The 26,480-nt window shown below is 34.7% G+C and carries 16 protein-coding genes, 17 tRNA genes, 1 rRNA gene and 1 pseudogene; 1 reads left to right on the forward strand and 34 read right to left on the reverse strand.

All coding sequences use genetic code 11. From position 1 onward, the window contains the following. Positions 1–80 precede the first annotated feature (80 nt). The 17 genes and pseudogenes from ABH960_RS23195 to ABH960_RS23275 form a co-directional block, all read right to left on the reverse strand. Positions 81–1,028: a methyl-accepting chemotaxis protein gene (locus ABH960_RS23195; RefSeq protein WP_372584076.1), complete on the reverse strand. Its 948-nt coding sequence runs from the start codon at positions 1,026–1,028 to the stop codon at positions 81–83. Further along, a pseudogene (locus ABH960_RS23200) lies at positions 1,023–2,057 on the reverse strand (HAMP domain-containing protein); the annotation flags it as partial. The gene ABH960_RS23195 and the pseudogene ABH960_RS23200, both read right to left, overlap by 6 nt. Before the next feature lie 259 nt (positions 2,058–2,316). Beyond that, the gene (locus ABH960_RS23205) at positions 2,317–3,891 is read right to left on the reverse strand and encodes a flotillin lipid rafts scaffold protein FloT (RefSeq protein ID WP_002125100.1); all 1,575 of its coding nucleotides are present in this window, start codon (positions 3,889–3,891) and stop codon (positions 2,317–2,319) included. A gap of 12 nt (positions 3,892–3,903) precedes the next feature. Continuing rightward, complete coding sequence (locus ABH960_RS23210) at positions 3,904–4,452, reverse strand: NfeD family protein (RefSeq protein ID WP_016121430.1); 549 nt, start codon at positions 4,450–4,452, stop codon at positions 3,904–3,906. A 246-nt stretch (positions 4,453–4,698) separates the two neighbouring features. After that, positions 4,699–7,596 carry a collagenase ColA gene (colA, locus tag ABH960_RS23215; protein ID WP_404448670.1) on the reverse strand — a complete coding sequence of 966 codons (2,898 nt, stop codon included), beginning with the start codon at positions 7,594–7,596 and terminating at the stop codon, positions 4,699–4,701. Between the two features lie 302 nt (positions 7,597–7,898). Further along, positions 7,899–10,622 carry a leucine-rich repeat domain-containing protein gene (locus tag ABH960_RS23220; RefSeq protein WP_404448672.1) on the reverse strand — a complete coding sequence of 908 codons (2,724 nt, stop codon included), beginning with the start codon at positions 10,620–10,622 and terminating at the stop codon, positions 7,899–7,901. 128 nt (positions 10,623–10,750) lie between these two features. Beyond that, positions 10,751–11,926 (reverse strand): sporulation protein YhbH, encoded by a 1,176-nt coding sequence (gene yhbH / locus ABH960_RS23225; protein WP_002010376.1) that lies wholly within the window; start codon positions 11,924–11,926, stop codon positions 10,751–10,753. A gap of 448 nt (positions 11,927–12,374) precedes the next feature. Then, positions 12,375–14,270, reverse strand: coding sequence for a PrkA family serine protein kinase (locus tag ABH960_RS23230; protein ID WP_002029658.1), 1,896 nt, complete (start codon positions 14,268–14,270; stop codon positions 12,375–12,377). A gap of 403 nt (positions 14,271–14,673) precedes the next feature. Continuing rightward, entirely contained in the window at positions 14,674–16,743 is a 2,070-nt protein-coding gene (locus ABH960_RS23235) for a sensor domain-containing protein (protein ID WP_404448674.1), read from the reverse strand. Between the two features lie 124 nt (positions 16,744–16,867). Further along, positions 16,868–17,356, reverse strand: a complete 489-nt coding sequence (gene trmL / locus ABH960_RS23240; RefSeq protein ID WP_000538149.1) for a tRNA (uridine(34)/cytosine(34)/5-carboxymethylaminomethyluridine(34)-2'-O)-methyltransferase TrmL — start codon at positions 17,354–17,356, stop codon at positions 16,868–16,870. Positions 17,357–17,414: 58 nt separating this feature from the next. After that, a complete protein-coding gene (locus ABH960_RS23245) occupies positions 17,415–18,302 on the reverse strand; it encodes an amidase domain-containing protein (RefSeq protein ID WP_113937851.1) in 888 nt (295 codons plus the stop codon). A 44-nt stretch (positions 18,303–18,346) separates the two neighbouring features. Then, on the reverse strand, positions 18,347–19,489 hold the full coding sequence (gene queG, locus ABH960_RS23250; RefSeq protein WP_404448677.1) for a tRNA epoxyqueuosine(34) reductase QueG: 1,143 nt from the start codon (positions 19,487–19,489) through the stop codon (positions 18,347–18,349). 200 nt (positions 19,490–19,689) lie between these two features. Further along, positions 19,690–19,763: transfer RNA gene (locus tag ABH960_RS23255), tRNA-Gly, on the reverse strand. Positions 19,764–19,878: 115 nt separating this feature from the next. Next, a complete protein-coding gene (locus ABH960_RS23260) occupies positions 19,879–20,532 on the reverse strand; it encodes a DsbA family protein (protein WP_002091101.1) in 654 nt (217 codons plus the stop codon). A 186-nt stretch (positions 20,533–20,718) separates the two neighbouring features. After that, positions 20,719–21,495, reverse strand: a complete 777-nt coding sequence (locus ABH960_RS23265; RefSeq protein WP_113937850.1) for a transglycosylase domain-containing protein — start codon at positions 21,493–21,495, stop codon at positions 20,719–20,721. A 518-nt stretch (positions 21,496–22,013) separates the two neighbouring features. Further along, positions 22,014–22,475 carry an NUDIX hydrolase gene (locus ABH960_RS23270; RefSeq protein ID WP_002063701.1) on the reverse strand — a complete coding sequence of 154 codons (462 nt, stop codon included), beginning with the start codon at positions 22,473–22,475 and terminating at the stop codon, positions 22,014–22,016. Positions 22,476–22,778: 303 nt separating this feature from the next. Continuing rightward, positions 22,779–23,498, reverse strand: a complete 720-nt coding sequence (locus ABH960_RS23275; RefSeq protein ID WP_002091105.1) for a YebC/PmpR family DNA-binding transcriptional regulator — start codon at positions 23,496–23,498, stop codon at positions 22,779–22,781. Positions 23,499–24,147: 649 nt separating this feature from the next. Between ABH960_RS23275 and ABH960_RS23280 the strand changes: the two genes are divergently transcribed. Continuing rightward, entirely contained in the window at positions 24,148–24,468 is a 321-nt protein-coding gene (locus ABH960_RS23280; RefSeq protein WP_404448680.1) for a DUF3884 family protein, read from the forward strand. A gap of 208 nt (positions 24,469–24,676) precedes the next feature. Here ABH960_RS23280 and ABH960_RS23285 read toward each other — a convergent pair. The 17 genes from ABH960_RS23285 to rrf form a co-directional block, all read right to left on the reverse strand. Further along, positions 24,677–24,758 (reverse strand) — tRNA-Leu (locus ABH960_RS23285). Between the two features lie 9 nt (positions 24,759–24,767). Continuing rightward, a tRNA-Cys gene (locus tag ABH960_RS23290) sits at positions 24,768–24,838 on the reverse strand. 14 nt (positions 24,839–24,852) lie between these two features. After that, positions 24,853–24,927, reverse strand: a tRNA-Gly gene (locus ABH960_RS23295). A 5-nt stretch (positions 24,928–24,932) separates the two neighbouring features. Continuing rightward, positions 24,933–25,007, reverse strand: a tRNA-Gln gene (locus tag ABH960_RS23300). A gap of 64 nt (positions 25,008–25,071) precedes the next feature. Continuing rightward, positions 25,072–25,147, reverse strand: a tRNA-His gene (locus ABH960_RS23305). Between the two features lie 19 nt (positions 25,148–25,166). Then, positions 25,167–25,240, reverse strand: a tRNA-Trp gene (locus ABH960_RS23310). 8 nt (positions 25,241–25,248) lie between these two features. Beyond that, positions 25,249–25,332: transfer RNA gene (locus ABH960_RS23315), tRNA-Tyr, on the reverse strand. Between the two features lie 10 nt (positions 25,333–25,342). Beyond that, positions 25,343–25,418 (reverse strand) — tRNA-Thr (locus ABH960_RS23320). A gap of 14 nt (positions 25,419–25,432) precedes the next feature. Beyond that, positions 25,433–25,508 (reverse strand) — tRNA-Phe (locus ABH960_RS23325). A gap of 9 nt (positions 25,509–25,517) precedes the next feature. Beyond that, a tRNA-Asp gene (locus ABH960_RS23330) sits at positions 25,518–25,593 on the reverse strand. Positions 25,594–25,596: 3 nt separating this feature from the next. After that, positions 25,597–25,673, reverse strand: a tRNA-Met gene (locus tag ABH960_RS23335). Positions 25,674–25,730: 57 nt separating this feature from the next. Beyond that, positions 25,731–25,807: transfer RNA gene (locus tag ABH960_RS23340), tRNA-Met, on the reverse strand. Between the two features lie 24 nt (positions 25,808–25,831). Then, positions 25,832–25,907 (reverse strand) — tRNA-Val (locus tag ABH960_RS23345). Positions 25,908–25,912: 5 nt separating this feature from the next. Beyond that, a tRNA-Glu gene (locus ABH960_RS23350) sits at positions 25,913–25,987 on the reverse strand. Positions 25,988–26,006: 19 nt separating this feature from the next. Next, positions 26,007–26,098, reverse strand: a tRNA-Ser gene (locus ABH960_RS23355). A 2-nt stretch (positions 26,099–26,100) separates the two neighbouring features. After that, positions 26,101–26,175 (reverse strand) — tRNA-Asn (locus ABH960_RS23360). Between the two features lie 8 nt (positions 26,176–26,183). After that, a 5S ribosomal RNA gene (gene rrf / locus ABH960_RS23365) occupies positions 26,184–26,299 on the reverse strand. Positions 26,300–26,480 lie beyond the last annotated feature (181 nt).

Genomic DNA, 26,480 nt, shown 5'->3' on the forward strand with positions numbered 1-26,480 from the left:
TTTCTTCACTTTATCTCATTACCGTTGCCATAAAAAAGAAACGAAGTAAAATGATTACCTCGTTTCTTAACACTTGCCTCTTATACTTTAAACTTGCCAATCATCCCTTGTAATTCTTCCGCCATTTGCGATAGATGAACTGCTGCTGCATTTATTTCATCTACTGAAGCTAATTGCTCTTCAGAAGAGCCCGCGATATTTTGGACGCTTGCTGCGTTTTCTTCAATCGTTGCTGCAATTTCATTAATAGATGCACTTACTTGTTTTGCATCTACCGTCATTTGCTTCGCTACTTCTACCATACTATCAATTTGTACTACTGTATCATTTGTAGATTTCAATATTTCTACAAAGCTTTTCTTCGTTTCATTTGCAACTACAAGCCCTGATTGTACCTCTGTCCCAACTTGATTCATAGAGCTTACTGTTTCTTTTATATCAAATTGTATCTCTTTCACTAGCTTATCAATTTCCGTAGAAGATTGTCCCGATTGTTCTGCTAATTTCCGTACTTCATCGGCTACAATTGCAAAACCTCTTCCTTGTTCCCCAGCTCTTGCAGCCTCAATTGCAGCATTTAATGCTAATAAGTTTGTCTGCTCTGCAATATGTTGAATCACTTCAAGGATTGCTCCAATTTGTTTCGACTTATCATCTAATAAAACAATGACTTTATCTGACTTTGAAACAGACTCATGAATTAATTGCATTTGATTCACAGTTTGCTCAACTAACTTTCCACCATCTTCAGCTTTTTTCTTCGTATACATAGAGGCTGTAGATACTAATGAAGAACTATCTGCAACACGCTGAACTCCTTCTGTAACTTCTTCTAATAATGTTGCTCCTTCTTCAACTTCTCTCGTTTGTATTTCAGCCCCACTCGATACTTGCTCTATCGCCTGTGTAATTTGTTCCGTCGCTTCACTTGTCTGCTTCATGCTAGCTGTTAATTCTTCTGAAGATGCTGCTACATGACTTGCTGAAATATTTATATTTGAAATGACATTATGTAATGATAATGCCATCTCGTTAAAGCTTTCTCCTAACTGCCCAATTTCATCTTTAGAATGAACTGTAATTGATTCTGTTAAATCACCTTCACTAATTTTTTTCGATGATATTACAAGTTGTTTTAACGGTTTAATAATAGAAGCAATTATAAAGTAAATTAAAACCCCGCCGATCATTAATGAAATACCAATAACAGTTATCGTTTTATAGAAAATAGGCTCCGCCGCTTGAATAATTTCTTTTGAAGGCATAATTCCTGCTATTTTCCATCCAGTTTTCTTACTCGTTTTAAAAGTAATATTACGATCTTCACCATCTAATGAATAATGAAAATCACCAGCTTCCTGTTTATAAAATTCCTTACTAAGTTTCTCTTCTAATTTCTCTCCTGGCTTCAGTGTCGGGTGTGCGACTACATTTTTATCTTGATCAAATATCGCTACATGCCCTTCCTTACCGATATTAACCATCTTAGAAGTAGTTACAATATCATTGATAATTAAGTCAATCCCGAGAACACCACTTTTATCTTCGTTTTGTTTTGCTAGTGTAATAACAATATTACCTGTCGTTTTTGACTTATATGGAGCAGTTACAATCACTTCTCCGCTTTTTTTCACTGCCTCTTTATACCAATCTCTTTCTGTAGGATTATATCCTTCGGGCATTTGAATAGCTGGTGATTGAATAAATTGTCCATTACTAGATCCTGTATAGATCGCTTCCATTTCTGGATGTAATTTATTATATTCTTCTAGTTTATTTTGGATGTTTTGAATTTGATCCGCTTGGTAACTTGATTGTGTAAATAATTTCGTAAAATAAGTTGCATCTACTTTTTTACTATCCAATTCCTTATTAATTACATTATCCAAAATTTTTATATTATCTTTCGCCGATTTTAAAATCGTTTCATTAAAATTTGTTTTCGCCTGCTGATAAGACGTCCAACCAATTACAATACTTGGAAGAATTAAAATAATAATAAATGACACAAGTAACTTTGTTTTTAAACTACTACTCCTTAATTTCCTTTGAAACATATTCCTACCCCTTCATACCGTTTTACATGCAATAACTTACAATTAATCTATTTATAAAAATTATAAGATATAAATACGTTAATGAGACTCTTTATTTCTCTTTACTCATCTTTCTAAATTTAAAAGATTATTGCATACATACTTCATTCTATAAAAATTTAATAATTAAAACAATGTATAAAAATGTATATTATTCGAAATATTATAATTCACAGAAGAACCTCTAGTATCCCACTTACTAGAGGTTCTTTCCATCTTACTATTCTTTAGTTTTTTCTACTTCTTTTTCCTTATCTTCTACTACAGATACAACAGGTTTATCATTTGCTAATTGTTGTACTGCCCCTTTTCCTGCAAACCCTTCTAATAACTCTTTTAAATCAATACCAGAAGAAGCTTTTAGTGTTTCCTGCATTGTTGCCATTAAATCAGTCGCATACCCTGCAACTTTTCCGGCACCGCTATTCTTTCCACCACCGCCTGTATCAACGACTGTAATTTTATCAATGTTGCTAAGCGGACTCGCAATTTCTTTCGCATAACTTGGAAGCATTTTAAGAACCATATCCATAATCGCGGCTTGCCCATATAATTCAAATGCTTCTGCAATTTTTTGTTTCGCTTCTGCTTCTGCTAAACCTTTTAACCTAATAACATCTGCTTCCGCTGTACCTTGCGCCTTTTGTACTTCTGCCTTTGCCTGACCTTGTGCTTTTTCAATTTCTGCTTTTGCTAAACCTTCTACACGAACTTCTTCTGCACGTGCTCTTGCTTCTGCTTCAATTTTATATTGATCCGCATCTGCTTTTTTCATTTGTTTTACTTTTTCCGCTTCAGCTGATTGTTCAACAGCATAGCGATCTGCATCTGCCTTTTTCTTTACTTCTGCATCGTATTGCTTTTCACGACGCGCAATCTCTTTTTCTTCTAACTCAATTTGCTTTTCACGCTCAATGATTTTAACTCGCATTTGCTCTTCTGTAACACCTTGTTGTGCTTTCGCTTGTTGTAATTCGTAAGAAAGATCTGCATCTGCACGAGCTTGTTCTTGGTCCCTCTTATAAGATTGTACTTTTAATTCCTTATGTTTTTCAGCTTCAGCGATTTGTGCATCACGTTGATATTCTGCTTCTTTTGCTTCTTTCTCAGCACGAGCTTTTTCAATCCGTGCCTCTTTTTCACGCTCTGCATTCGCAACTGTTGCATCACGCTTAACCATTGCAATTTGCGGCTGACCAAGTGCATCTAAGTAACCGTTTTTATCCATTATTTCTTTAATTGTAAAGGAAACGATGCGAAGTCCCATCTTCTTCAAATCAGTAGAAGCCACTTCATGCACCTTTTGTGCGAATTGCTCTCTATTACTATAAGCATCTTCTACTGTCATAGAAGATAAAATAGCACGTAGATGCCCTTCTAAAACTTCTTTTGCTTCTACTTTTAACTCTTCCGTTTCTTTTCCTAAATATTGTTCAGCTGCTGTAGAAACTTCTTCAATTGTCGATCCTACTTTAATAATAGAAACACCGTTTACTGTAATCGGTACACCTTGTTTCGTATAGGTATCACGTGTTCCAACTTCTAATTTGTAGTTTAATAAGCTAAGAAGTTCTGCCCGTTGCATAATTGGAACAACGAAAGTACCACCACCGCGGATAATCTTAATCTTCTTTCCATCATCAGTGGTAACGACATTCTTTCCACCACCAAGCCAGTTCCCTGTTACAATTAATGCTTCGTCCGGGCCAACTGTACGATACTTCGTAATAAATACTAAAATGAGTAAAAGTAAAATTGCGAGTAAAACTCCACCGATAATTAATGGAATCGTCATATAAATTCCCCCTTATAATTTTGGTTTCTTTAAAGAATAAGCGATGTTTTGTACAAGTAAAACACCATCTTGAACTCCTTCAATAATGACCTCGGTTCCTTGTGAAATATCTTTTTTTCCAATTGTTTTCGCTGGTATTGCATTACTTCCAAATTGGGATGAGATTAATACTTCTCCAAATCCTTCTGTAGGAATTGTCGTAATGACTTCCCCCTTGCAACCAATGAATTCATCCATACGTTGCACAGTATTTTGTTCCGCTTCTGCAATTGGTTTTAAAATTAGTATTTTCATTATGAAAACACCGATAAAAGATATAGCAAATGAGGACCCGAAAATAACGAGACTATTATAAGAATATAAATATTCTCCTATATAACTAAGTCCACATAACATGGCGAAAAAACTAAGTAGCAACGTTACAACGGATACAGATCCTCCACCAAAGCTAAATATTGATTCAAATATATCTCCAAAGAAGATATAAATGACAGTAAGTATAGTTGCAATTATAAATCCGTATAAATAAATTGTTTCAAGTGGATAACCAAACAAGACCATTTCTTATCCCCCTTTCTTAAACAATCCCTTTTTTGTTATGTGTATGCCCCACCTCTTTCAAAAATTATTAATCTTAATTTTCAGTTATTTAATTTTTAAAGAAAAACCTGTAAGACAGGTCTCTAAAAAAGAACAGGAGAAACCTATTGTGACAGGCTCCTCCTAGTAAATAACCGATATATTGTATATCTATATAATATACTGTTTTCCACAAAAAGTAAAGTTAAACATACATTGGAAAAGCACTTATTTTACTGATAATGCGTACGTTCCATCGCCATTATCATATTTATATACATACAAGTAATACTTACCTGGTTTTGCATTAAATTTTGCTTCTATATGATTTCCATTAGCTTGACCATAAGCTGCGTAATTTTGCATATCTGATTCATGGTGAAGTACCCATGTCATCCCGATTCCATACTCATTTAAAACAGAAATATCGATATCTTTCGCTGATGCGACATTAAATGTATAAACATCGGTATGATCCCCACCGATAAGGCTACCTTTTATAGTAGTGTTTAACCCAATACGATTTGCTTCCTCTGAACGATTATTTGGTTCAGATTCTGTTAAACTCCCATCTTTAATCGTAACAGTTGTTTCATTTCTGCTCTCTTTACCTTTATCATCTTTTACTCTTAACGCTACTTTATAAGTTCCTTCTCTTTCATATGCATGTACTGGATTAACTTCTGTACTTGTACTTCCATCCCCGAAGTCCCATAAATAAGAAACGATTTTTCCATCTTCATCGTTTGACCCATCACTTTTGAATTGAATTCCTTCTTTTACAAGCCCGTTATAAGGTCCGTTTACATTAACCGTCGGAGCTTTATTTTCTCCGTCATCTTTTGCGATACCGTGGAAGACTACATCATATTCAAATTGATTAGAGCTATTCACACGGTAATTGACGAAATATGCTGTAACCGTTTTGTAGCCACTCCATTCTTTTTGCGTCAATTGTTCTAAAGCCTCATTTACTCTTTTACTCATTGCTTTCCAGTCTTCTGACTCACCTTTTGTTACACTACCTGTAAATGTGCCTTCTAATGTAAATGTATTAAAGAATTGAGATGTATGCTTTGTCATTTTTGTATCTTTCATAGACAACGTTTCACTAATTTCTTTCTTCACTTCTGTTAGTGCTTTTGGTGCATGTTCAGCTAAATAATCATCTGCTACTTCCGGCACATTGTACTTATCTTGATTATCAATTAACTGCTGCATATACTCTTGATACTCTTTATTTAACTTAGAATCTTTACTTAAAGTCTCACGATACGTATCATAATTTCCCACATCATTCGAACGAATTAAATCTTGAATTTTATCAAACGTTTCAAATTGATGAGTATATAAGTAAGACTGCAATGCGAACGAGTAGTTATAGAAATCCCAAGAACCATATTTAGCAAATAGTGTACGCTCTGCTGTATAACGACTTGCAGGATCAGATGATAATCCACTAATGATGCTCTTTCTTGGTACAACGTTATTTGTACGAGTAGATCCTGCGAAAAATTCTGCATTCCCTTCTTGGAACCAAGTTAATCTTTCATTTTGATACATATCTCCTCTTCCAAATAAACCGGGAACTTCATATCTCCCTTGAAGATAATGAGTAAACTCATGACGGAATAACTCTTCTAAACTATAAATACTTTGCTCTGGCGTACGCTCATATGTAAAGAATGTCCCTGTCTCTTCAATATAAATTCCACCGTTGTTTGTTTCATATCCATACAATTGTCTATTTAACTGGTATTCGTCTGGAGTATTATAGATTACTATCGTTAATACGTCGTCTGCATTACCTTGTTCTAAAGCTTTGTCATTTCCGATCACACGGTGATATTGCGCTTTTACTTCCTTCGCAGCCCAATATAATCTCTTGATTTTTTCTTCTGACACTTTATCCCCAGTTTTAAATACAATAGATCCATCATCGAATGTATACGTTTTTGGTAAGTATTGCACTTTTCCTTCTTTACGTATCTTCTCTAAATCTACCGTATTCCCGCTATAATCTTTCCCATTATAGTTTGTTGTAATTTGTTCTACTGCAACAAAATACGGCTCACTTAAACGCGGGTACATATGCATTGCCTGTGTAACAACCTCTAATCCTTTATTTGGATTACTATGAAACTTACCTAAACGACTAGCAAAATAAATTCCATTATTAACGAGCCATTTATTTTCTGGCGTTACTTCATTTAGAAGAGCAATACGATTTATTTCATTAATAAACCCATCTACTTTTCCATACCACATCGTTTCATTCGCTTCTTTACGAGCCTCATTTAAGTAAGACTGTATATCATAATCAATGCCTTGCATCATATCGTATACAGCTTGTCCTTTCATACGATCGTCTACATATGCATTAAAATTATCATTATATTGTTTTAAAATATTCGATGCGTATTGCACCGTTTCAACATCACTTGATGCATTACTAATTAATTTTCCGTATGCAGATACGACTGTATCTTGCTCATTTGTTCCAAGCTTAAAGTTGGGATTTTTCGCAATAGCTTTTAACGCTGGTAAACATTTGTCCTGGAAGCTTCTTTCATTTAAGTCGCTTAATTCATTATTATAAAATGCAAGATAAAAAGCTGAACGTAACACTTCAGTAAACGTTTGAATTCCTTTTGAATCATCTTTCGTAAATGTACTACCTCTATGAGCTAATTCGTCTATAATTACTTGCATTTTTCCGTTATCTTTATAAAAGGCTTTTGCATCTTCATTAAACTGGAATAAGTCTGTAATTTGGTGCCACTTAATACTGCCTAACGTTTCAATTAATTCTTGATCATTCATTTTGTTTAAATCAGCCATTGAATAGCTTTCTTTAGCTTGCTTTACTGCCGATTTCTTCGTAATAGATGCTGGTCGCTGTGAAAAATCTCCTACTTTTAAACGTTCTTGAAATGATAATGTTTCCTCGGCTTTAGAAGCGTGTCCGATCTCATCTACTGGTTTTTCAATTCCAACTGGTTTCGAATGCAATACATTATACGGTACCTTTTCTTCTGCTGATACATTCGTTTGAATTGCTCCGAGCGATAGCGCCATTGTACTAATACTAAGCAACACTTTATTGATCTTTGATTGCTTGTTCATATTATTGCCCCCTATTTATATATTCCATTCAAGAAATTAACATATTATCTAGATGAAATGATATAAAATGCAATATTTCATATTATTTCTTCATACATTTTGAACATATCGTGAACGAAAGGGACTTACAGTTTCCGCTACAGTTGCTCCATTATTTAAGCAATCGAAACATCCTCGTATTAATATCCTTCCCCTATTCAAAAAGCCCTTATCATAAGCATATTTCAACATGAAATTGCTATAATAAGGGCTTCTCAAAAACTTATATAATCATTTTATATAATAATAAGATAAAACGTTATTTATTTCTTAAATAATCTCTTTCTAAATACAAACATACTTAATGCTGAAAGAACAAGTGCTAATCCAGAAAGTAAGGTCGGTGTGTTAGCTTGACCACCAGTTTCTGCTAAAGACTTCTGATTTTCCTCTTGCTTATTAGCATGTTGTTTATTTGAATCTTTTTCTTTCGCACTCTCTTGTCCTACCACTTTTACTGGACCAACTTGATTATTCCCTTTTGGCTCTTGATCCAATCCAGTTGCTGATTCTTTTACCTCTTCTTTTGTACCTGCAACTTCTTTCGCCGGTTCTTTCACTTCTTCTTTTGTACCTGCAACTTCTTTCGCCGGCTCTTTTACTTCTTCTTTTGTTTCTTCAATTTCTTTTACCGGCTCTTTTACTTCTTCTTTTATTTCTTCAACTTCTTTTGTTGGTTCTGTCACTTCTTCTTTTTCAACTATATTCTGGATAACTGTTCCATTAAAGCTTATACTAGTTTCATCCGAATCTAAATCAAATTTATATACCTTTTCACCTGGAGTACTCCATTTCATTACTCCGTTATTAAACGTTCCACCCTCACTTGTTAGTTTAATATTCTCAATAGTTTCTCCTTCTAAGTCATATACCGGAACTTGAATTTCTTCATTTACTTTCGCTTCATTTAAAATGATTTTTTGTCTTCCGGCATCAATTGAAAACCATTGACCTAATTGTATTAACGGCCTTACATCACGAATCTCATTTCCAGCTAATTTTAAACTGAGTAGGTCTAACATTGAACCAAGAACTGATACATCTTTAATATGATTATCCGCAAGGTTTAACCACTGTAAATTTTCCAGTGAAGATAACGGCGTTATATCTTCAATTTTATTATGAGATACATTCACGTCTTTCAATTGTTTCAAGTTTGAAATGAACTCAATATTTTTCAACCCTACTCCTTCTAAAGTGAGGTTTTCTAAGTTCGTCATGTATTCTAAACCAGTTAGATCTTTTATCTCTTTTCCTTTTTCTTTAGGTATCTCTAATGTTTTAATCTGTAATAAATCTTCTTTTGTTATAGGGGCATTTAGATTCTCTCTACCAAAATTCTTTTTATTAATATGTTGTTGTAAATTTTTATCAAGAATTACATTTTTACTTTCTGTTTGTTTTTCAACTATACTTTGTATAACCGTCCCATTAAATCTTATTTTACTTTCAGCAGGATTCGTATCTAGTTTAAATTCATATATTTTTTCTCCAGGACTATTCCATTTTATAAATCCGTTACTCAGCGTAGCCCCCTCACTTTTCAATTTAATATTTTGAAGTGGCTCTCCTTTAAAATTGTATACTGGAATTTTTATTTCTTCATCTACGCTTGCTTCATCTAAAAAGATTTTTTGTCTTTGAATATCTATTGAAGTTCGCTTACCCAATTCCTCAACAGACTTTATGTCAGAAATTTCATTCGCTCCAAGATTTATCTCATGTGAATTTTTTAAATTACTCAGTGGCGATATATCAGAGATATAATTCTCTTCTAAATTCAATACTTGTATTTTTACTAATTTAGATAATGATGATATATCTTTTATTTCACTATCAGCAATTTCTAGTTCAATAAGATTACTCATTTTACTAATAGGCTCAACATCACTAATTTTATTATTTCCTATCCATAATAGATTCACATTCTTTAACTTCTCAATACCCGAAAGATTACTAACTTGATTATTTGCTAAGTATACTTCTTCTAACGATAACACTGTAAATAATGGTGTAAGATCCTTTATATTATTACCAATTAAATCTAATATTTTAATCTTTTTCATTTGACTTAACGGTGTAAGATCTGCAATTTTGTTATCTCTTAAAAAGAGCATGTCAAGATTCTCTAGCTTAGAAACGGGTTGAATGCTTTCAATTGGATTAGAGGATAAATCTAAATATTTCAAATGTCTCAATCCTGAGATAACAGATATGTCTGTTACATTAGACTCTCTTAATGTCAACTTCTCTAAGTTTGTCATATATTCTAAACCAGCTATTTCATTTATCCCCTCACCTGAGTATATGGATAATGTTTTAATTTGTAATAAATCTTCCTTCGTTATAGGTTCATTTATATTTTTTCTCTCTAAATTATATTTATTAATATGCTGTTGTAATTTCTTATCAACTATTACATTTGCACTTTCATCTTGTTGATCCACTTTATCCTCTTTATTTTCCTTTTGTTCTTCTGGAACATTGTTTTCTAAATTTAATGCATTTACTTCAAACTGTACTTGATACTTATTGTCATAAGCCATCGTCGGAATATAAATATGCATTTGCATATTATATCTTTTTCCTAATTCTCCAACTTCAAATTGAATAACCTTCGTCCCATTTTTCTTTTTATCCTCTGATATGACTTTTACATCATGGAATACACCAGGAGTATCAATATCCTCTGTTTTCAAGTATTGGAAGAAATCACTATCACTTAACGTTGCCGTTACAATTTTCTTTCCATTCTCAATTGTTAATTTCGGATTTTTTATATAAACAGCTGCCATAGATTCTTCATTCGTTTTATCTTTATACGCTTTAATAACAGCATCATATGTACCATCTTCTAAAGCATATCCCGTTTTATTAGCCTCAATTGCTACAGCTGCTAAAGCAGGCGTTGAATACGTAGCAAATGGAAGCGATAACGCCGCAGCGATAATCATCGCATTTATATGTTTTCTTTTATTTCTTTCCAACTTTACATCTCCTCCAAAATATATAAATCAAAATGTAATCATTTCTCGAATAAATGATAATGATTTTCATTATCGTTGTCAACTAAAAAAATAAAAAGTTTACAAAAAAATAACCCCTTTACAAGGGGTTATGCCATTTTTTCTCCTGATTCTTCTTTAAAAAAGCTCTTCATCGCATGAAATACATCTGCTTTTTGCTTTAAAATATAATACCTGAAATTCTCGTCTTTAATATTTTTATATGCTGACATAAGCGTACTGTGGCGGTTGTACTGATTCACTTCCCCATACCCAAACATATTACACTTCTTCATCAACTCTTCCACAAGCTTTACGCATCTAGCATTATCCGAAGTTAAATTATCACCGTCTGAAAAATGGAATGGATAAATATTATAACGGTCTGGTGAATATTTATTATCGATTAACTCAAGTGCTTTTTTGTATACAGAAGAACAGATCGTTCCGCCACTTTCCCCTTTTGAGAAAAACTCTTCTTCTGTGACGACCTTTGCTTCCGTATGGTGAGCAATAAACTCAATGTCTACGGTTTCATACTTTGTGCGTAAAAATCTTGTCATCCAGAAAAAGAAGCTACGTGCCATATACTTTTCCCATATCCCCATCGATCCACTCGTATCCATCATCGCTAATACAACGGCTTTTGAATCTGGCTTTAACACTTCATTCCAAGTACGGAACTTTAAATCTTCTTGGTGAATTGGATGGAAAGATGCTTTACCACGCATTGCATTTCGTTTATATGCAGATATCATCGTCCGTTTCTTATCAATATTTCCCCATAATCCTGTTTTTCTAATATCATTAAATTCAATATGTTCAATCCGGTTTTCATCCATTTCTTTTCTCTTTAAATTAGGCAGCTCTAACTCTTTGAAAAACGCTTGCTCCAATTCTAAAATTGAGACTTCTGCTTCATAATAATCTTCTCCAGCTGCATCTCCTGCCCCTTGCCCTTTTCCTGGTCCCTTCTGCTTTTGACCACCTGATCCATCTCTTGCAACAACATCACCAACTTTGCTGTCACCGTTTCCTTGCCCAACGTGTTTGTTTTTATCATAATTGTATCTAATCTTATATTCATCTAAAGAACGAATCGGTATTTTCACAACATCCTTGCCATTAGACATAACTATACTTTCTTCTGTTACAAGGTCTGGTAAATTATTTTTGATTGCCTCCTGCACTTTTTCTTGATGGCGTTGTTGGTCGTCATATCCTTTGCGATGGAGGGACCAGTTTTCCTGTGAAATCGTGTAATTTGGTTGGTTTTCTTCGCTCATTCCTTTCCCTCCTTACTGTAATTGTCTTCCTCTATGAACAGCAATCTATAATTTTGTTTTCTAGTGTGCGTAACTAGAATATTTGAAAAATAACTGTTCATCGAAAATCATCCCATAAACATATATAGCGTTTTTCATACAATACTCCGAGCATCCTAAACAAAATTTTGCCATTCACATAATAGAAAGAAACATTCAGCCGTTGATAAGAAAGAAACACAATGCATTGTTGCACACATTTTCGTTTTGCAACATATTGTATTGTGTTGGCTTTTTTGTATGAATGGTTGGTTACTCTATCATATGCATATTGTAAAAATAATTGACAAGAAATTCATAAAATCGCATCTTAATTTATTATATTCGGACAAGCTATGACACTTTTTACAAATATCAATAGATAACAAAACGCCGTCCCAAGAATAAGAGACAGCGTTTTGTTATCAAACTATCGATTTAACAAACTACCTACATATCGTAACAATTCATTCGCAGATGAAGAATTATAGCCATGCTCATCAATTAAGCGTGCAACAACATCATTGATTTTCTTAAGCTGATTTTCGTCTGGTGTTTTCGTTGATGTTGTAATTTTCACTATATCTTTTAAATCGGCAAATAATTTTTTCTGAATCGCTTCACGAAGACGTTCATGTGAATTATAATCAAAGCGTTTCCCTTTACGTGCATAAGCAGAAATGCGAATTAAAATTTCTTCACGGAATGCCTTTTTAGCATTTTCTGAAATTCCAATTTGCTCTTCAATCGAACGCATAAGTTTTTCATCTGGGCTCATTTCTTCGCCCGTTAACGGATCACGTAATTTTGATTTATTGCAGTATGCTTCGACGTTATCTAAGTAATTATCCATAAGTGTCTTAGCTGATTCTTCGTATGAATAAACAAATGCTTTTTGTACTTCTTTCTTAGCAATTTCATCGTATTCTTTTCTCGCTAATGAGATGAAATTCATATAGCGCTCTCGGTCCTCACTACTAATTGACGGGTGCTGATCCAATCCGTCTTTTAACGATCTCAGTACATCTAGTGCATTAATAGATGGTACCTCTTTTCGAATAATTGTAGAAGAAATTCGGTTAATGACATAACGAGGGTCAATCCCCTTCATACCTTCATCTTGATATTCGCGTTGCAGTTCCTCTACATCAATCGTATTATATCCTTCTACCGTTTCTCCATCATATAAACGCATCTTTTTAATTAAATCAATATCTGGACGCTTTGGGTCTTTTAAACGAGTTAAAATAGTGAACATTGCTGCAACGCGAAGTGTATGCGGTGCAATATGAACATTGGACACATCACTTTCACGAATCATTTTTTCATAAATATGTTCTTCTTCACTAACCCGTAAATTATATGGAACCGGCATTACAATAATTCGTGAATGCAATGCTTCATTTTTCTTATTTGCTATGAAGGAACGATACTCTGTTTCATTTGTATGCGCTACAATTAATTCATCTGCTGAAATAAGCGCAAATCTTCCTGCTTTAAAATTCCCTTCTTGTGTAAGCGATAGTAAATGCCATAAAAATTTCTCATCACATTTTAACATCTCTTGGAATTCCATCATGCCGCGGTTCGCCTTATTTAATTCTCCATCAAATCGATATGCACGAGGATCTGATTCCGAACCGTATTCTGCAATTGTAGAAAAGTCTAGACTACCTGTTAAATCGGCAATATCTTGTGATTTTGGATCAGAAGGACTAAATGTACCAATTCCTGTACGGCGATCTTCAGAGAAGAAAATACGCTCTACAACTACATCCTCAATTCTTGATCCATATTCTTGCTCTAAACGCATAACATTTAATGGTGATAAATTCCCTTCAATCCTTACTCCATATTCATCAAAGAAATCATTCCGTAAATGCTGTGGAATTAAATGAAGTGGATCTTCATGCATTGGGCATCCTTTTATTGCAAAAATCGCTCCACGATCTGTTCGTGAATATGTTTCTAATCCTCGTTTCAACATCGTAACTAATGTTGATTTCCCCCCACTAACAGGCCCCATTAATAACAAAATACGTTTCCTAACATCTAATCGTTTTGCAGATGGATGAAAATATTCTTCCACAAGGCGTTCTAAAGCATCCTCTAATCCAAATAGCTGATTACTAAAGAAGTTATATTTTCTTCTACCATCAACTTCTTCAATTCCAGCATCTTTTATCATATTGTAAATGCGAGAGTGTGCTGTTTGAGCCACCCATGGTCTTTCTTTCACAAGCTCCAAATACTCCGCAAACGTACCTTCCCATTGTAAACGTTCTTCTGCTTCCCGATATTGTTCAATTTTCTTTAAAATATCCATTATAGCTCCTCCCCCATCTCCTTGTTCAATCGGATTATTATAAAAGGTATGCTAGGATGTCCTTAAACATTCTTTAAATCAAAACGAAATATATAATAGCGCTATAAAATTCTCTCCAAAATTCAAAGAAAATTCTGTATAATAAAGGTATTAAAGTTTTCACGCTGCTATTCATTGTAAATAAATTCTTTTCTTCTAGGAACCTTACATACATTTCGATTCACAAATAGGATTCGTAAACCGAAAAAGTAAGGAGGAAATTAGTATGAAGTTATTATTAATTTTAGGTGTATCGCTCACATTTCTTACAGCTATTTTCACATCTGGTTATAACGATAAACCAGGTACACATAAAAAGTGATGTGCTGAAAAGCACATCACTTTTTTTCTTATTTTTTATACACTATTTAAAATAAATATTTTCCACATCGTATATCGATAAAGGACGATTATAAAAATAACCTTGTACGAGTTTCACATTCTTTTCCTTTAAAAATTGTATTTGTTCCGCTTTTTCTACTCCTTCTGCAATTACATTTAACCCTAGAGTATGTGCTAAATGAATAATTGCAGCCGTAATATTCGTGTCTCTTTCATCTATATATATACCTTCCATAAAAGAACGATCAATTTTCAACGTATCAATCGGATATGTTTTTAAATAACTTAAAGATGAATATCCCGTTCCAAAGTCATCTAAATGAATCTTTAAATTTTGTTCTTTTAACTGCATTAACACTCTTTTCGATAAATCTTTATGTATAAGAGCCCCTTCTGTAACTTCTATTGCTAATAAATGAGGGGGGACGTTGTACTTATTTAAAGCACGTGTAATCATCTCTATTAATGTAATAGAACGAAAATGTCTAGCTGAAATATTAACTGCAATTGGTACAACTTCATACCCTTTATTTAACCATTCACGTATCTGTTCACAAACTTGATGTACTACCCATTCATCAAGTTTAATAATAAATCCAGTTCTTTCAGCAAGTGGGATAAATTGATTTGGCGAGACAAATCCTAGCTCCTTATTCTCCCACCTTATTAATGCTTCCATACTGGCTATCTTTCCCGTTTCAATATTAATTTGAGGTTGATAATATAAGAAAAATTCATTTTTCTCTATAGCACGATGTAACTGATTCTCTATTATAAACCTTTGTTCACGTTCACAATTTAATCCACTACAATAAAAATGATAATATCCTTTTCCTTTTTCCTTTGCTTTTTCCAAAGCTGCGTCGACTCTTTGGAAAAGCATTTTTTCATCCACTCCATCAATTGGGGCCATTACAATACCAATTGATGCACTTAAATAAACATCCTCTTCCTCTATTACAAAATGCTCACTAATTTTTTTTAATATTGTTTGTGCAACTTCCTCTACGCATTCTCTCGTTATATTTTCTATTAACATAACAAATTGATCATCATGTTCTCTAAATAAATGCATATCTTCTATTTTTAGGTCTCGTAAGCATTCAGTAACTTTTTTTAAGACTTGATCCCCTTCTTTATGACCAAATGTATCATTAATAAGGTGAAATTCATCCAAATCTATAAAAACCAATGCGAATTCTTTATTCTCAGCTAAAAATTCATTTAGCTTATTTGTACATGATATTCTATTCATTAACCCTGTTAACTGATCGAAGTAAGCCAAATATTCTGTTTTCATCTCATTTAATACTTGCCTCGTAACATCCCTCGTAACAATGTACACCCCGACGATTTCACTATTCACAATAATGGGGATTGTCCTCACGGAAATATAAAGTTCATATCCTTCTTTATGAATGTATTTCTTTGCAACAATTTGTTTTGCTCTTCCCTGTAAAGCATTTTTAAATATAATTTGAAAAGTTTTTTCATATTCTTTATTTATAAACTGAAAAATAAATTGGTCCTTTAACTCTTCATATCGATACCCAAAAATTTCATAAGTTGCTGGATTTGCATATGTAATTCTTCCAATAGAATCTACAGATATAATGGAATCATTATTATATTCTAGTAATGACTTAAATAACATTTGTTTTTCTTCTATTTCCACTTTTTTCTTAACCTGTGCTGTAATATCTCTAGTAATACAAATAATAAACTGACATGTTCCATTTACATCGCATACTGGATTAAGTGAAGATTCATAATGTATATCACCAGTTGGCAAACTAATTACATCACAAAATGTATTTGCTCTCGCTTCTCTCATTACTTTTTCATATTGTCCTTGCAATAACCTTGCCGTATCTTCTGGTAATACTTCTGCAAAAGTTTTTCCATAACATTCTTTCCCTAGCCTGGCGTGATCCATTCCTATTTTATTCACATAAATATATTTAAAAGTTTCATCATCAATAACTTTCACAATAAACACTAAATCTTGAATAGCATGTAACAATCCCTGTCTTACTAAATCCATATCTATCATACTTAAAAAGGTATTTTGATTATTATATTGTTCCTTCATATTTATCTCAACCCGTCTTATCTATTTTTATTCATATATCTCATTCTATATGAATATGTACCTTTTTTAAAATGTATGATTACATATTTTTTTAAAAAATAAAAAAGCCGCCAAATGGCGACTTTTAATAAACGATTTCTAAATCTAATCCTGGATAATTTTGTTGACGGAACGCTTCATAAATTAAAATTGCTGCTGTATTAGATAAATTTAACGAACGTACTTTATCCGTCATTGGAATACGTAAACAATGATCGAAGTTTTCTTCAATTACATTAGCTGGTAATCCATTTGTTTCTCTTCCAAATACGAAATAGTAATCCTTCTCACGTTTGCTATAATCAAATGCTGTATGAGCTTTCTCGCCATACTTTGTTAAATAAAAGAATTCACCATCTTTATTTTTCTCATAAAATTCTTCGATTGAATCATAATACGTAACTTTTACGTGCTGCCAATAATCTAATCCTGCACGCTTTAACATTTTGTCATCCGTTGAAAATCCAAGCGGTCTAATCAAATGCAATTCTGTTCCAGTTGCTGCACAAGTACGTGCAATATTTCCTGTATTTGCTGGAATTTCTGGTTGATATAAAACAACATGTACTCCCACGCGATATTCACCTCTATTTTTTATCTACTACGTATTATACCACTTGAACGAAAAATCTCTACCCATTAATAATATGAAAGAATTTATATTTCATTTGTGGTGTATATTTACTAGAATCTTCATAGTTCCAATAACGCCTGCGGCTATTCGCTGAATGTGCATTTACAAGCGGCATACCATCTGCGTCTTTTGCTACTACAATTGTCGTATGATTCCACCTACCATCATCCTCAAAATCATACGCAATTACATCGCCAAGAATAAGGTCTTCTGGCCTTTCTACTGCTTCTGCTCGAAGCCCTGTTGTAGCACCTGACAAATACCAATAAAAAGAGTGTGCTACAGCCCAGCTCCAACTCCACTGGTTTCCCCTTTGCCACCACCCTTTACGAATGTTAGGATGTCCATTCATTGGTACTTCTCCAGTGTGCAGACATTGTGAAATGAAATTTGTACAATTATCCGGAAAATTACGGTATGCAGAATTACGATCATCCCACCAACGCTCTGCATATTTCACTGCCTCTAAACGATTATATTGATATGAACCGTATTTTTCTTTCGTGACTTCCCGTTCTAACGTTTCACCTATTCCTATTTCTTCTGACACTTCAAGAGCATAATCATCTATTATACAACTATTTTTTAAATAAACTCGTCGTTTTAATTGTTCCTCTTCGATATAAAATAATTCTTTATGCTTAATTAAATATTTCAAGTGTATTTGATAATCAATTTCTTGATGCTCATTACTATTTAATTGTCTAATGAAAGAAATATCTGCAGTTGCTTTCACTATATGTGCACTACGCTTTTGAAACAATTGTTTCTTTCTCTGTACCATTTGTAACAAATCTACTGCAATACCATCTACATCTGTTCGTTTCTCTGTTATATATGCTAAAAACTGTTGCACTTGCTTTTCAATATTCGCTTTTACAACCATTTCGTCTCCCTCCCATATTACAATATGAAAAAGGGAGATATTATCTACTCTTTTTTCTGTGCTAACAATTCAAGTCCACGATTCATTTCATGAAGAACCTCTTCATCTTTCTCACGTTCCATCGCTTTTTCAATCGCTTCTCCTACTCCATCTCCACCAATTTTCCCAAGTGCCCATGCTGCTGTTCCTCGAAGTACTGGTCTTGGATCATCTTTCATAACACCGATTAAATCAGGAATTGCTGCTGTTTCTTTAAAATGTGCAAGTGCTAAAATAGCATTTCGTTGCAATGGTTTTTTACCTCTCCATGAACCAGACATAATTCCATACTTCTCTTTAAAATCACGATTACTAATTGTTAAAAGTGGTGTTAATAACGGTTTAACTAACTCAGGGTCAGGCTCCATTTCAGGATGGTTATGAAAATCCATTCCTTTATTTTTCGGACAAACAGTCTGACACGTATCACATCCATATATACGGTTTCCTATTTTATCGCGATATTCTTCAGGCAGAAACCCTTTTGTCTGTGTTAAAAATGCAATACATTTCTTCGAGTCCAACTGCCCCCCTTGTACTAAAGCACCTGTAGGACAAATATCAATACATTTCGTACAACTTCCACATTGATCTTCTATTGGCCGATCAGGAGGGAATGGAACATTCGTAATCATTTCTCCTAAGTATACATACGAACCAAATTCCGGCGTAATAATAGCGCAGTTCTTACCACTCCATCCAATACCGGCACGCTCTGAAACAGCTCGATCACTTAGCTCCCCTGTATCAACCATTGATTTCACTTCTATATCCGGCAGCTTTTCGATTAAATACGCCTCTAACTTTTGCAAACGATCTCGTAGAACAAAGTGATAATCTTGGCCCCAAGAAGCACGGCAAAAAATCCCACGTCGTTCCCCTCGTTTACTTAATGGTGCATTTTTTAATTTTGAAGGGTATGCTAAAGCAATCGCAATAATTGATTTCGCACCAGGTAACAATAGCTGTGGATTCGTTCTCTTCTCTATATCAGGCTCTTCGAATCCAGACTGATAATTCAATTGTTGTTGCTGGATTAGACGCTGCTTTAATTCCTCAAATGGTGAAGCACTGGCAAAACCTATTTTATCTATACCAATCGTTTTACTATACGCAATTACATCTTGCTTTAATTGTTCAAAGTCCATTTTCAATCGCCTCCACCGATGAATTCATCCCTTATGTAACGACTATATTGGTTATCAATTCACTTTTGGAATAATATTCTTCACTTCTATTTTCGCATACAATTATGATTTTCAAACATTAAAAAACGCAATGCTTCGTTTATCTTAGAAACGAAACACTGCGTTGATCACAATTTATTAGAAAAACATTAAATAAAATTTGGAGCGGGTGAAGAGAATCGAACTCTCGACCAGAGCTTGGAAGGCTCTTGTTTTACCACTAAACTACACCCGCAAATATGAAAAAAATATAAGATATTGAAATAACTTATGTAAAGTAGTATAGCATGTAAAAAAAATCGAAGCAAGAAATTTATCGAAAAAAGTCGAAAAAGTGATGAGATACCTCATCACTTTTTCAATTCTTTATCAATCGCCTTCTTCATACTATCGAAATCAGGGTTTGCAAGATTCCCATTTATATATACTGAAGGAGCACCTTGAACTTTTAATTTTTGAGCACGATCTGAATCTTTACGTACTTTGTCTTTCATTTCTTTACTGTGTAAATCTTTTTTAAACTGTTCTACATTAATTTTCGGAAGCTTTTCTTTCACAATATTAAGAAGTAATTCTTCTGTAATCCATTCTTCCGTATCTTTCTTTTGATTTTGATAAATCTCATCATAGAAAATCCAGAATGAATCTTGATCTTGTTTATAAATTGCTTCACCGGCAGCTGCACCTAAATCAGAGTCTTTTCCGATAAACGGGAAGTTAATAAAATATAACTGCACTTTACCTTTATCAATATACTCTTCTTTTAATCGTGGTAATACTGTTACATCCCAAGTACGACAAGCTGGACATTTAAAGTCTCCAAATTCAACTACCTTAACTGGAGCATCATCTTTCCCTAAAGATTGTTGCGTAGAATAAGCAAACATCTCATTCCCTTTATCTTTCTTGTCATTTATGATGCTATACACAATCGTCCCGATTACAATCAATACTGCGATAGAAAAAACTATACCAAGAGCCATGAGTTTGTTTGATGATTTCATATACATTCCTCTTTAATTTCATATTCTGTATACATCATTGTACACAATACACATAATATCAATACTTACATAGGTCACGCAATGAACACGCTCACATAAATTACAAAAATACAACGTTTGTGACAATATTGTGTCGCCTTTTGTCACAAATTATTAAAAAAAGAAGCTCCTATGTAGGAACTTCTTTTAACTTACTGCTTTTTCACGGGCATTTTTTAACATGGATTGCTCTGTTTTTATATCATGGCGAATTACTAATTTCTCACTAACTGCTTGCACATATTCATCATGATTTATATACCCTTCTTTCTCCATTAGCCTTAAAACTACATTCCGTCTCTCAACTGCTTTATCATAATTTTGTGCAGGTGAGTAATAAGCCGGTGCTTTTACTATAGCAGCCATCATTGCACTTTCAGCCAGTGTTAATTGATCCACTTTTTTACCGAAGTAAAGGTTTGCTGCTTTTTCAATCCCCCATGCGCCTTCTCCGTAGTAAATATTACTTACATACAATTTTAATATCTCATCCTTTGTGAATGTACGTTCAATCTTTTTCGTATAAAAAATTTCTTTCCACTTACGGGAAAATGTACGTTCATTAGATAAGAAAGCATTTTTAGATAACTGCTGTGTAATCGTGCTTCCTCCTTGCACAACACCACCAGCTTTTATATTTTCAATAGACGCCCTGATAATCGCTATATAGTCTAAACCGTTATGATGATAAAACCTTTTATCTTCCGTCGCAATAAATGCGTTTGTTAATGATTCTGGCACCTCTAACTTAGCGGGTACATGTAATTTACTAATATCACTTCGCTCAATCATTACATTTCCAGCGAATAATAATGCAAAACTTAACAATAATAATAATATAATGGCTTTATAAAGAAATTTAGTTAATGGATTTAATGCAACTTTTTGATGATAATTCACTCTAGATAATACTCGTTCTTTCATCTCGAACACCTCTTTTCCACACAGCATATAACTCTTAATTTAAGAATACCTTGTTATAAAAGAATATCCCATCGATTTCTCTTACACCTACCTTACAACATTGTAAGGTGTAAAAATGTATTGTATCACAGTCCCTTTTTATCTACTATTCATATGAAATGTTGAATATATATTTGTTTATCACACTATTTATAGGCAGTAGGACTCTCCTTAATTTCACTTTATTCTTTTATTATATCAGTTTATACATTTATACTTTTAAACATCTAGCAATCTAATTATATACGATATATCACCATTATACAGAACAAACGTTCCGTAAATCAATACTAATCTCGCTATTTGTGAGCAGTAAGTCTTCTCCCTCAAAACTTGGCTAAAGCTAGGAAATTAGGTGGTAGTCCTGCTTCCTCCACCAATTATTAGCCTACACTTTATTATTGTGACCTTTTTCTGAAACAGTATACATAAAGAAAAGGTTAGCAATTTGAGCTGTCCTCAAATAACTAACCTTTTCTTTACAACCTTCCTATAAGATTATATGGCTGAACTTCCCATGTTTCGTATGGAATAAAATGCATTGCTTTCATCGCATCAAGTGTCCTTGATTTCATATGAGGACGCGTTATATACTCATCAATGTTCTCTTCGTTTAAAGCAACAAATTTAGCCTCTTGTATTTCTTCAGGTTGAATTTTTATTTCACCACTAACATATGCTACTTTAAAAACAACAGCTACAATATGCATAGAAGCATTATAATAAATCCCTGTAACTCCGATAGGCTTCACAGTTAATCCTGTTTCCTCCATTATTTCTCTGCAAACAGCTTGATCGAGCGCTTCCCCTTCTTCTACCTGTCCTCCAGGCATTTCCCACGTATCAGCTCGCCAGTGCACTTTCGTTAAAAGCACCTCATTCTTTTCATTTGTTAAATAACCTGCTACGGCAACAATATGCTTTGGTGTTTTATGCTCCACAGAAATACCTCCTAGAAATACGATTATTTAAAATACAAACCTATAACCATATTCCCTAGCAGCTACAAAATACCTTTAATACTTTACCACCTGAATTAAATCCATAAAAAAAGACCCTGTCCGTTAAAGGAAAGGGCCTTCTGTCTTATATCCCGCTATTTATGGGCAGTAAAAATCCCACCTCAAAATTCAGCTGGAGCAAAGAAGTTAGGTGGGAGTCGGGCTGCCTGTAAACGCCCGATTGGTGAGGGCTAATAATCAGTGGGGATGAACAAAACCCCCACTGATTAAAGTTTCACTTTATTATTCCCCTAAGTCTACGTTGTGGTAAACTTGCTGTACATCTTCTAAATCTTCTAATGCATCAACCATTTTTTCAAATTGTACTTGAGCATCTTCAGGAAGTTCTACATCACTTTGTGCAAGCATTGTTAATTCTGCAACTGTAAATTCTTCAACACCAGCACCTTTAAGTGCAGATTGTACTGAATGGAACTGATCAGGTTCAGCATAAACGATAACAGAATCTTCTTCTTCTAGAATGTCACGTGCATCTACATCTGCTTCCATTAAGATTTCAAGAACTTCATCTAATGTTTTACCTTCAAGACCGATAACAGCTGTCGCATCAAACATGTAAGCGACAGAACCGTTTACACCCATGTTACCACTGTTTTTGCTAAATGCAGCTCGTACATCTGCTGCAGTACGGTTTACGTTATTTGTCAGTGTATCTACAATTACCATAGATCCGTTTGGTCCAAAGCCTTCATAACGAAGCTCGTCATAGTTTTCTTCTGAACCGCCTTTTGCCTTTTCAATCGCACGGTCAATAATTGTTCTTGGCACGTTGTATGTTTTCGCACGTTCTAATACAACTCTTAACGTTTGGTTTGATTCTGGATCTGGCTCGCCTTGTTTTGCTGCCACATAAATTTCACGTCCAAATTTCGCGTATATACGGCTTGTATTTGCATCTTTTGATGCTTTTTTTTCTTTAATATTGTTCCATTTACGGCCCATACTTTCCACTCTCTTTCCCATTTTAAATCTACATAAAAATATTAATATGAAATATAATGTGTATTCAACACATTTTTAAAAGAAATATAAAAAGTTCATTTTTGATTCATATTACAGACATAATATAAATCATTATCATTTTGTTCTTTCAACAAGTTATATTATACATGAATTCCTAAGTTTATTACGAATTTTAGAATCACATAGCATAAAAAACCTAACATTTCTGTTAGGGTCTTTTTAGGTGACATTTATATAGAGTGCTACCCTTAAAATCCTTTATTTTAAAGCATTTTAAAAATTTTGAGCTTCTTTAAACATGATAAATTAAAATGAAACGGAGCCAAAATGGAATCATATTAAATAACTGACACCTTTTACTTTCATTTCTCTCCCTTGATTAAATTTATCATATTTCATTTATTACTGTGATGATTTATTTTATTATTTCTCGCTAAACAATAAGAAACAGGGCAAAGCTGCCATGTCCTTTTAAAGATTTGTTATGTAGTATGTTATGAACTATTCATTATTAAACTAAAGCTATTCCTTTTCATCCCTCTATTAATTCCATAATATTACCATAATTACTTTCTATTGCTGTATAATTAAAATAGGAAAAAATTTGAAGAAAAGATGGGGGAGAATTATGACACATTCAAATGAGAAAAAAGCACATGGTCTTAAAGGGATAGGAGAAAAGCTAAACCCAACTATCTATCAAGTGAGATTCATAAAATTGGATGGTCCAATTCAATTTGAGTCGTTCCCTAAATTAAAGGAATTAGGGGACTGGTTGAGTACTTCAACGCAAATATGGTCGTGTCACTCAACTATGTACAAGTACAGCAGAGAAGAGTTTGAAAAGAAGTTTTTCGAAATTACGAAATTACCAGCTGATAATGTGGTAATTTCAACTGGTGGTATCGGATTTAACTTCATGTCACCAGGGTGGAGAGATTCTCTCTAGAGTGCTCGAAAAAATTCTTGTATATGTAATATTCTACTGAAATTTTATCCTTTTAATACTCATAGTTTCTTCCAACTGTATCTAAAGTTCGTCACTTACTCACCGCACACTACCCCAACGCACTATTAGTGCTTATTTTGTAGTGTGAAGAAAACACAAAAAAACTCTACACAATTAGTGTAGAGCCTTGATGTTACGCCGTTCGTGATACCGATGGTCGGGGTCGAACCGACACTCCCGAAGGAACACGATTTTGAGTCGTGCGCGTCTGCCAATTCCGCCACATCGGCATAAAAGAAAGGCGGCAACCGGATTTGAACCGGTGGTAAAGGTTTTGCAGACCTCTGCCTTACCACTTGGCTATGCCGCCATATGAAGTTAAAATGGAGCGGAAGACGGGATTCGAACCCGCGACCCCAACCTTGGCAAGGTTGTATTCTACCACTGAACTACTTCCGCAAAAATGGCTGGGCTAGCTGGATTCGAACCAGCGCATGACGGAGTCAAAGTCCGTTGCCTTACCGCTTGGCTATAGCCCACCGAAGTTTTACTTAATTATATGTAAGTATCCATTAATTTATTTGTAATTTTAAAAAATAAAAATGGGGCGACTGATGGGAATTGAACCCACGAATGCCGGAGCCACAATCCGGTGCGTTAACCACTTCGCCACAACCGCCATGTTGTGTTTATATAATTGGCAGGGGCAGTAGGAATTGAACCCACACTGGAGGTTTTGGAGACCTCAGTTCTACCTTTAAACTATGCCCCTATGTAAAATGGTGGAGGGGGGCAGATTCGAACTGCCGAACCCGAAGGAGCGGATTTACAGTCCGCCGCGTTTAGCCACTTCGCTACCCCTCCGAAACTTACATGGTGCCGGCTAGAGGACTTGAACCCCCAACCTACTGATTACAAGTCAGTTGCTCTACCAATTGAGCTAAGCCGGCATATTTTATTAAAATGGTGGCTCGGGACGGAATCGAACCGCCGACACGAGGATTTTCAGTCCTCTGCTCTACCGACTGAGCTACCGAGCCTTATTAAAATGGCGGTCCCGACCGGGGTCGAACCGGCGATCTCCTGCGTGACAGGCAGGCATGTTAACCACTACACCACGGGACCATTTGGTTGCGGGGACAGGATTTGAACCTGCGACCTTCGGGTTATGAGCCCGACGAGCTACCGTACTGCTCCACCCCGCGATAATATTATTTATATAATTATATGATAAGTGTTAGCAACCACATTACGAGAATGTTTGGTTGCGGGGACAGGATTTGAACCTGCGACCTTCGGGTTATGAGCCCGACGAGCTACCGTACTGCTCCACCCCGCGACAATATTATTCATATGATTTATATGGTGGAGGATGACGGGATCGAACCGCCGACCCCCTGCTTGTAAGGCAGGTGCTCTCCCAGCTGAGCTAATCCTCCAAAAGTGGTGACCCGTACGGGATTCGAACCCGTGTTACCGCCGTGAAAGGGCGGTGTCTTAACCACTTGACCAACGGGCCAAATATTATAAATTCCTTATGGCGGAGAGCAAGGGATTCGAACCCTTGATACGCTTGTGACGTATACACGATTTCCAATCGTGCTCCTTCGGCCAACTCGGACAGCTCTCCAATGGCTCCGCAGGTAGGAATCGAACCTACGACCGATCGGTTAACAGCCGATAGCTCTACCGCTGAGCTACTGCGGAATAATATTGCCTGGCAACGTCCTACTCTCACAGGGACAAGATCCCAACTACCATCGGCGCTAGAGAGCTTAACTTCCGTGTTCGGTATGGGAACGGGTGTGACCTCTCTGCCATCATTACCAGACATTATTCTTTTGAGACAATCATTATTATAACTTATTCACCCTGAAAGTCAATAAGTTTTTTATATTCTCTCAAAACTAGATAACGTTGCTTCATATTATATGGTTAAGTCCTCGATCTATTAGTATTCGTCAGCTCCACATGTCACCATGCTTCCACCTCGAACCTATCAACCTGATCAT

The organism is Bacillus sp. RC252, assembly GCF_044909215.1.
Classification (GTDB): domain Bacteria; phylum Bacillota; class Bacilli; order Bacillales; family Bacillaceae_G; genus Bacillus_A; species Bacillus_A mycoides.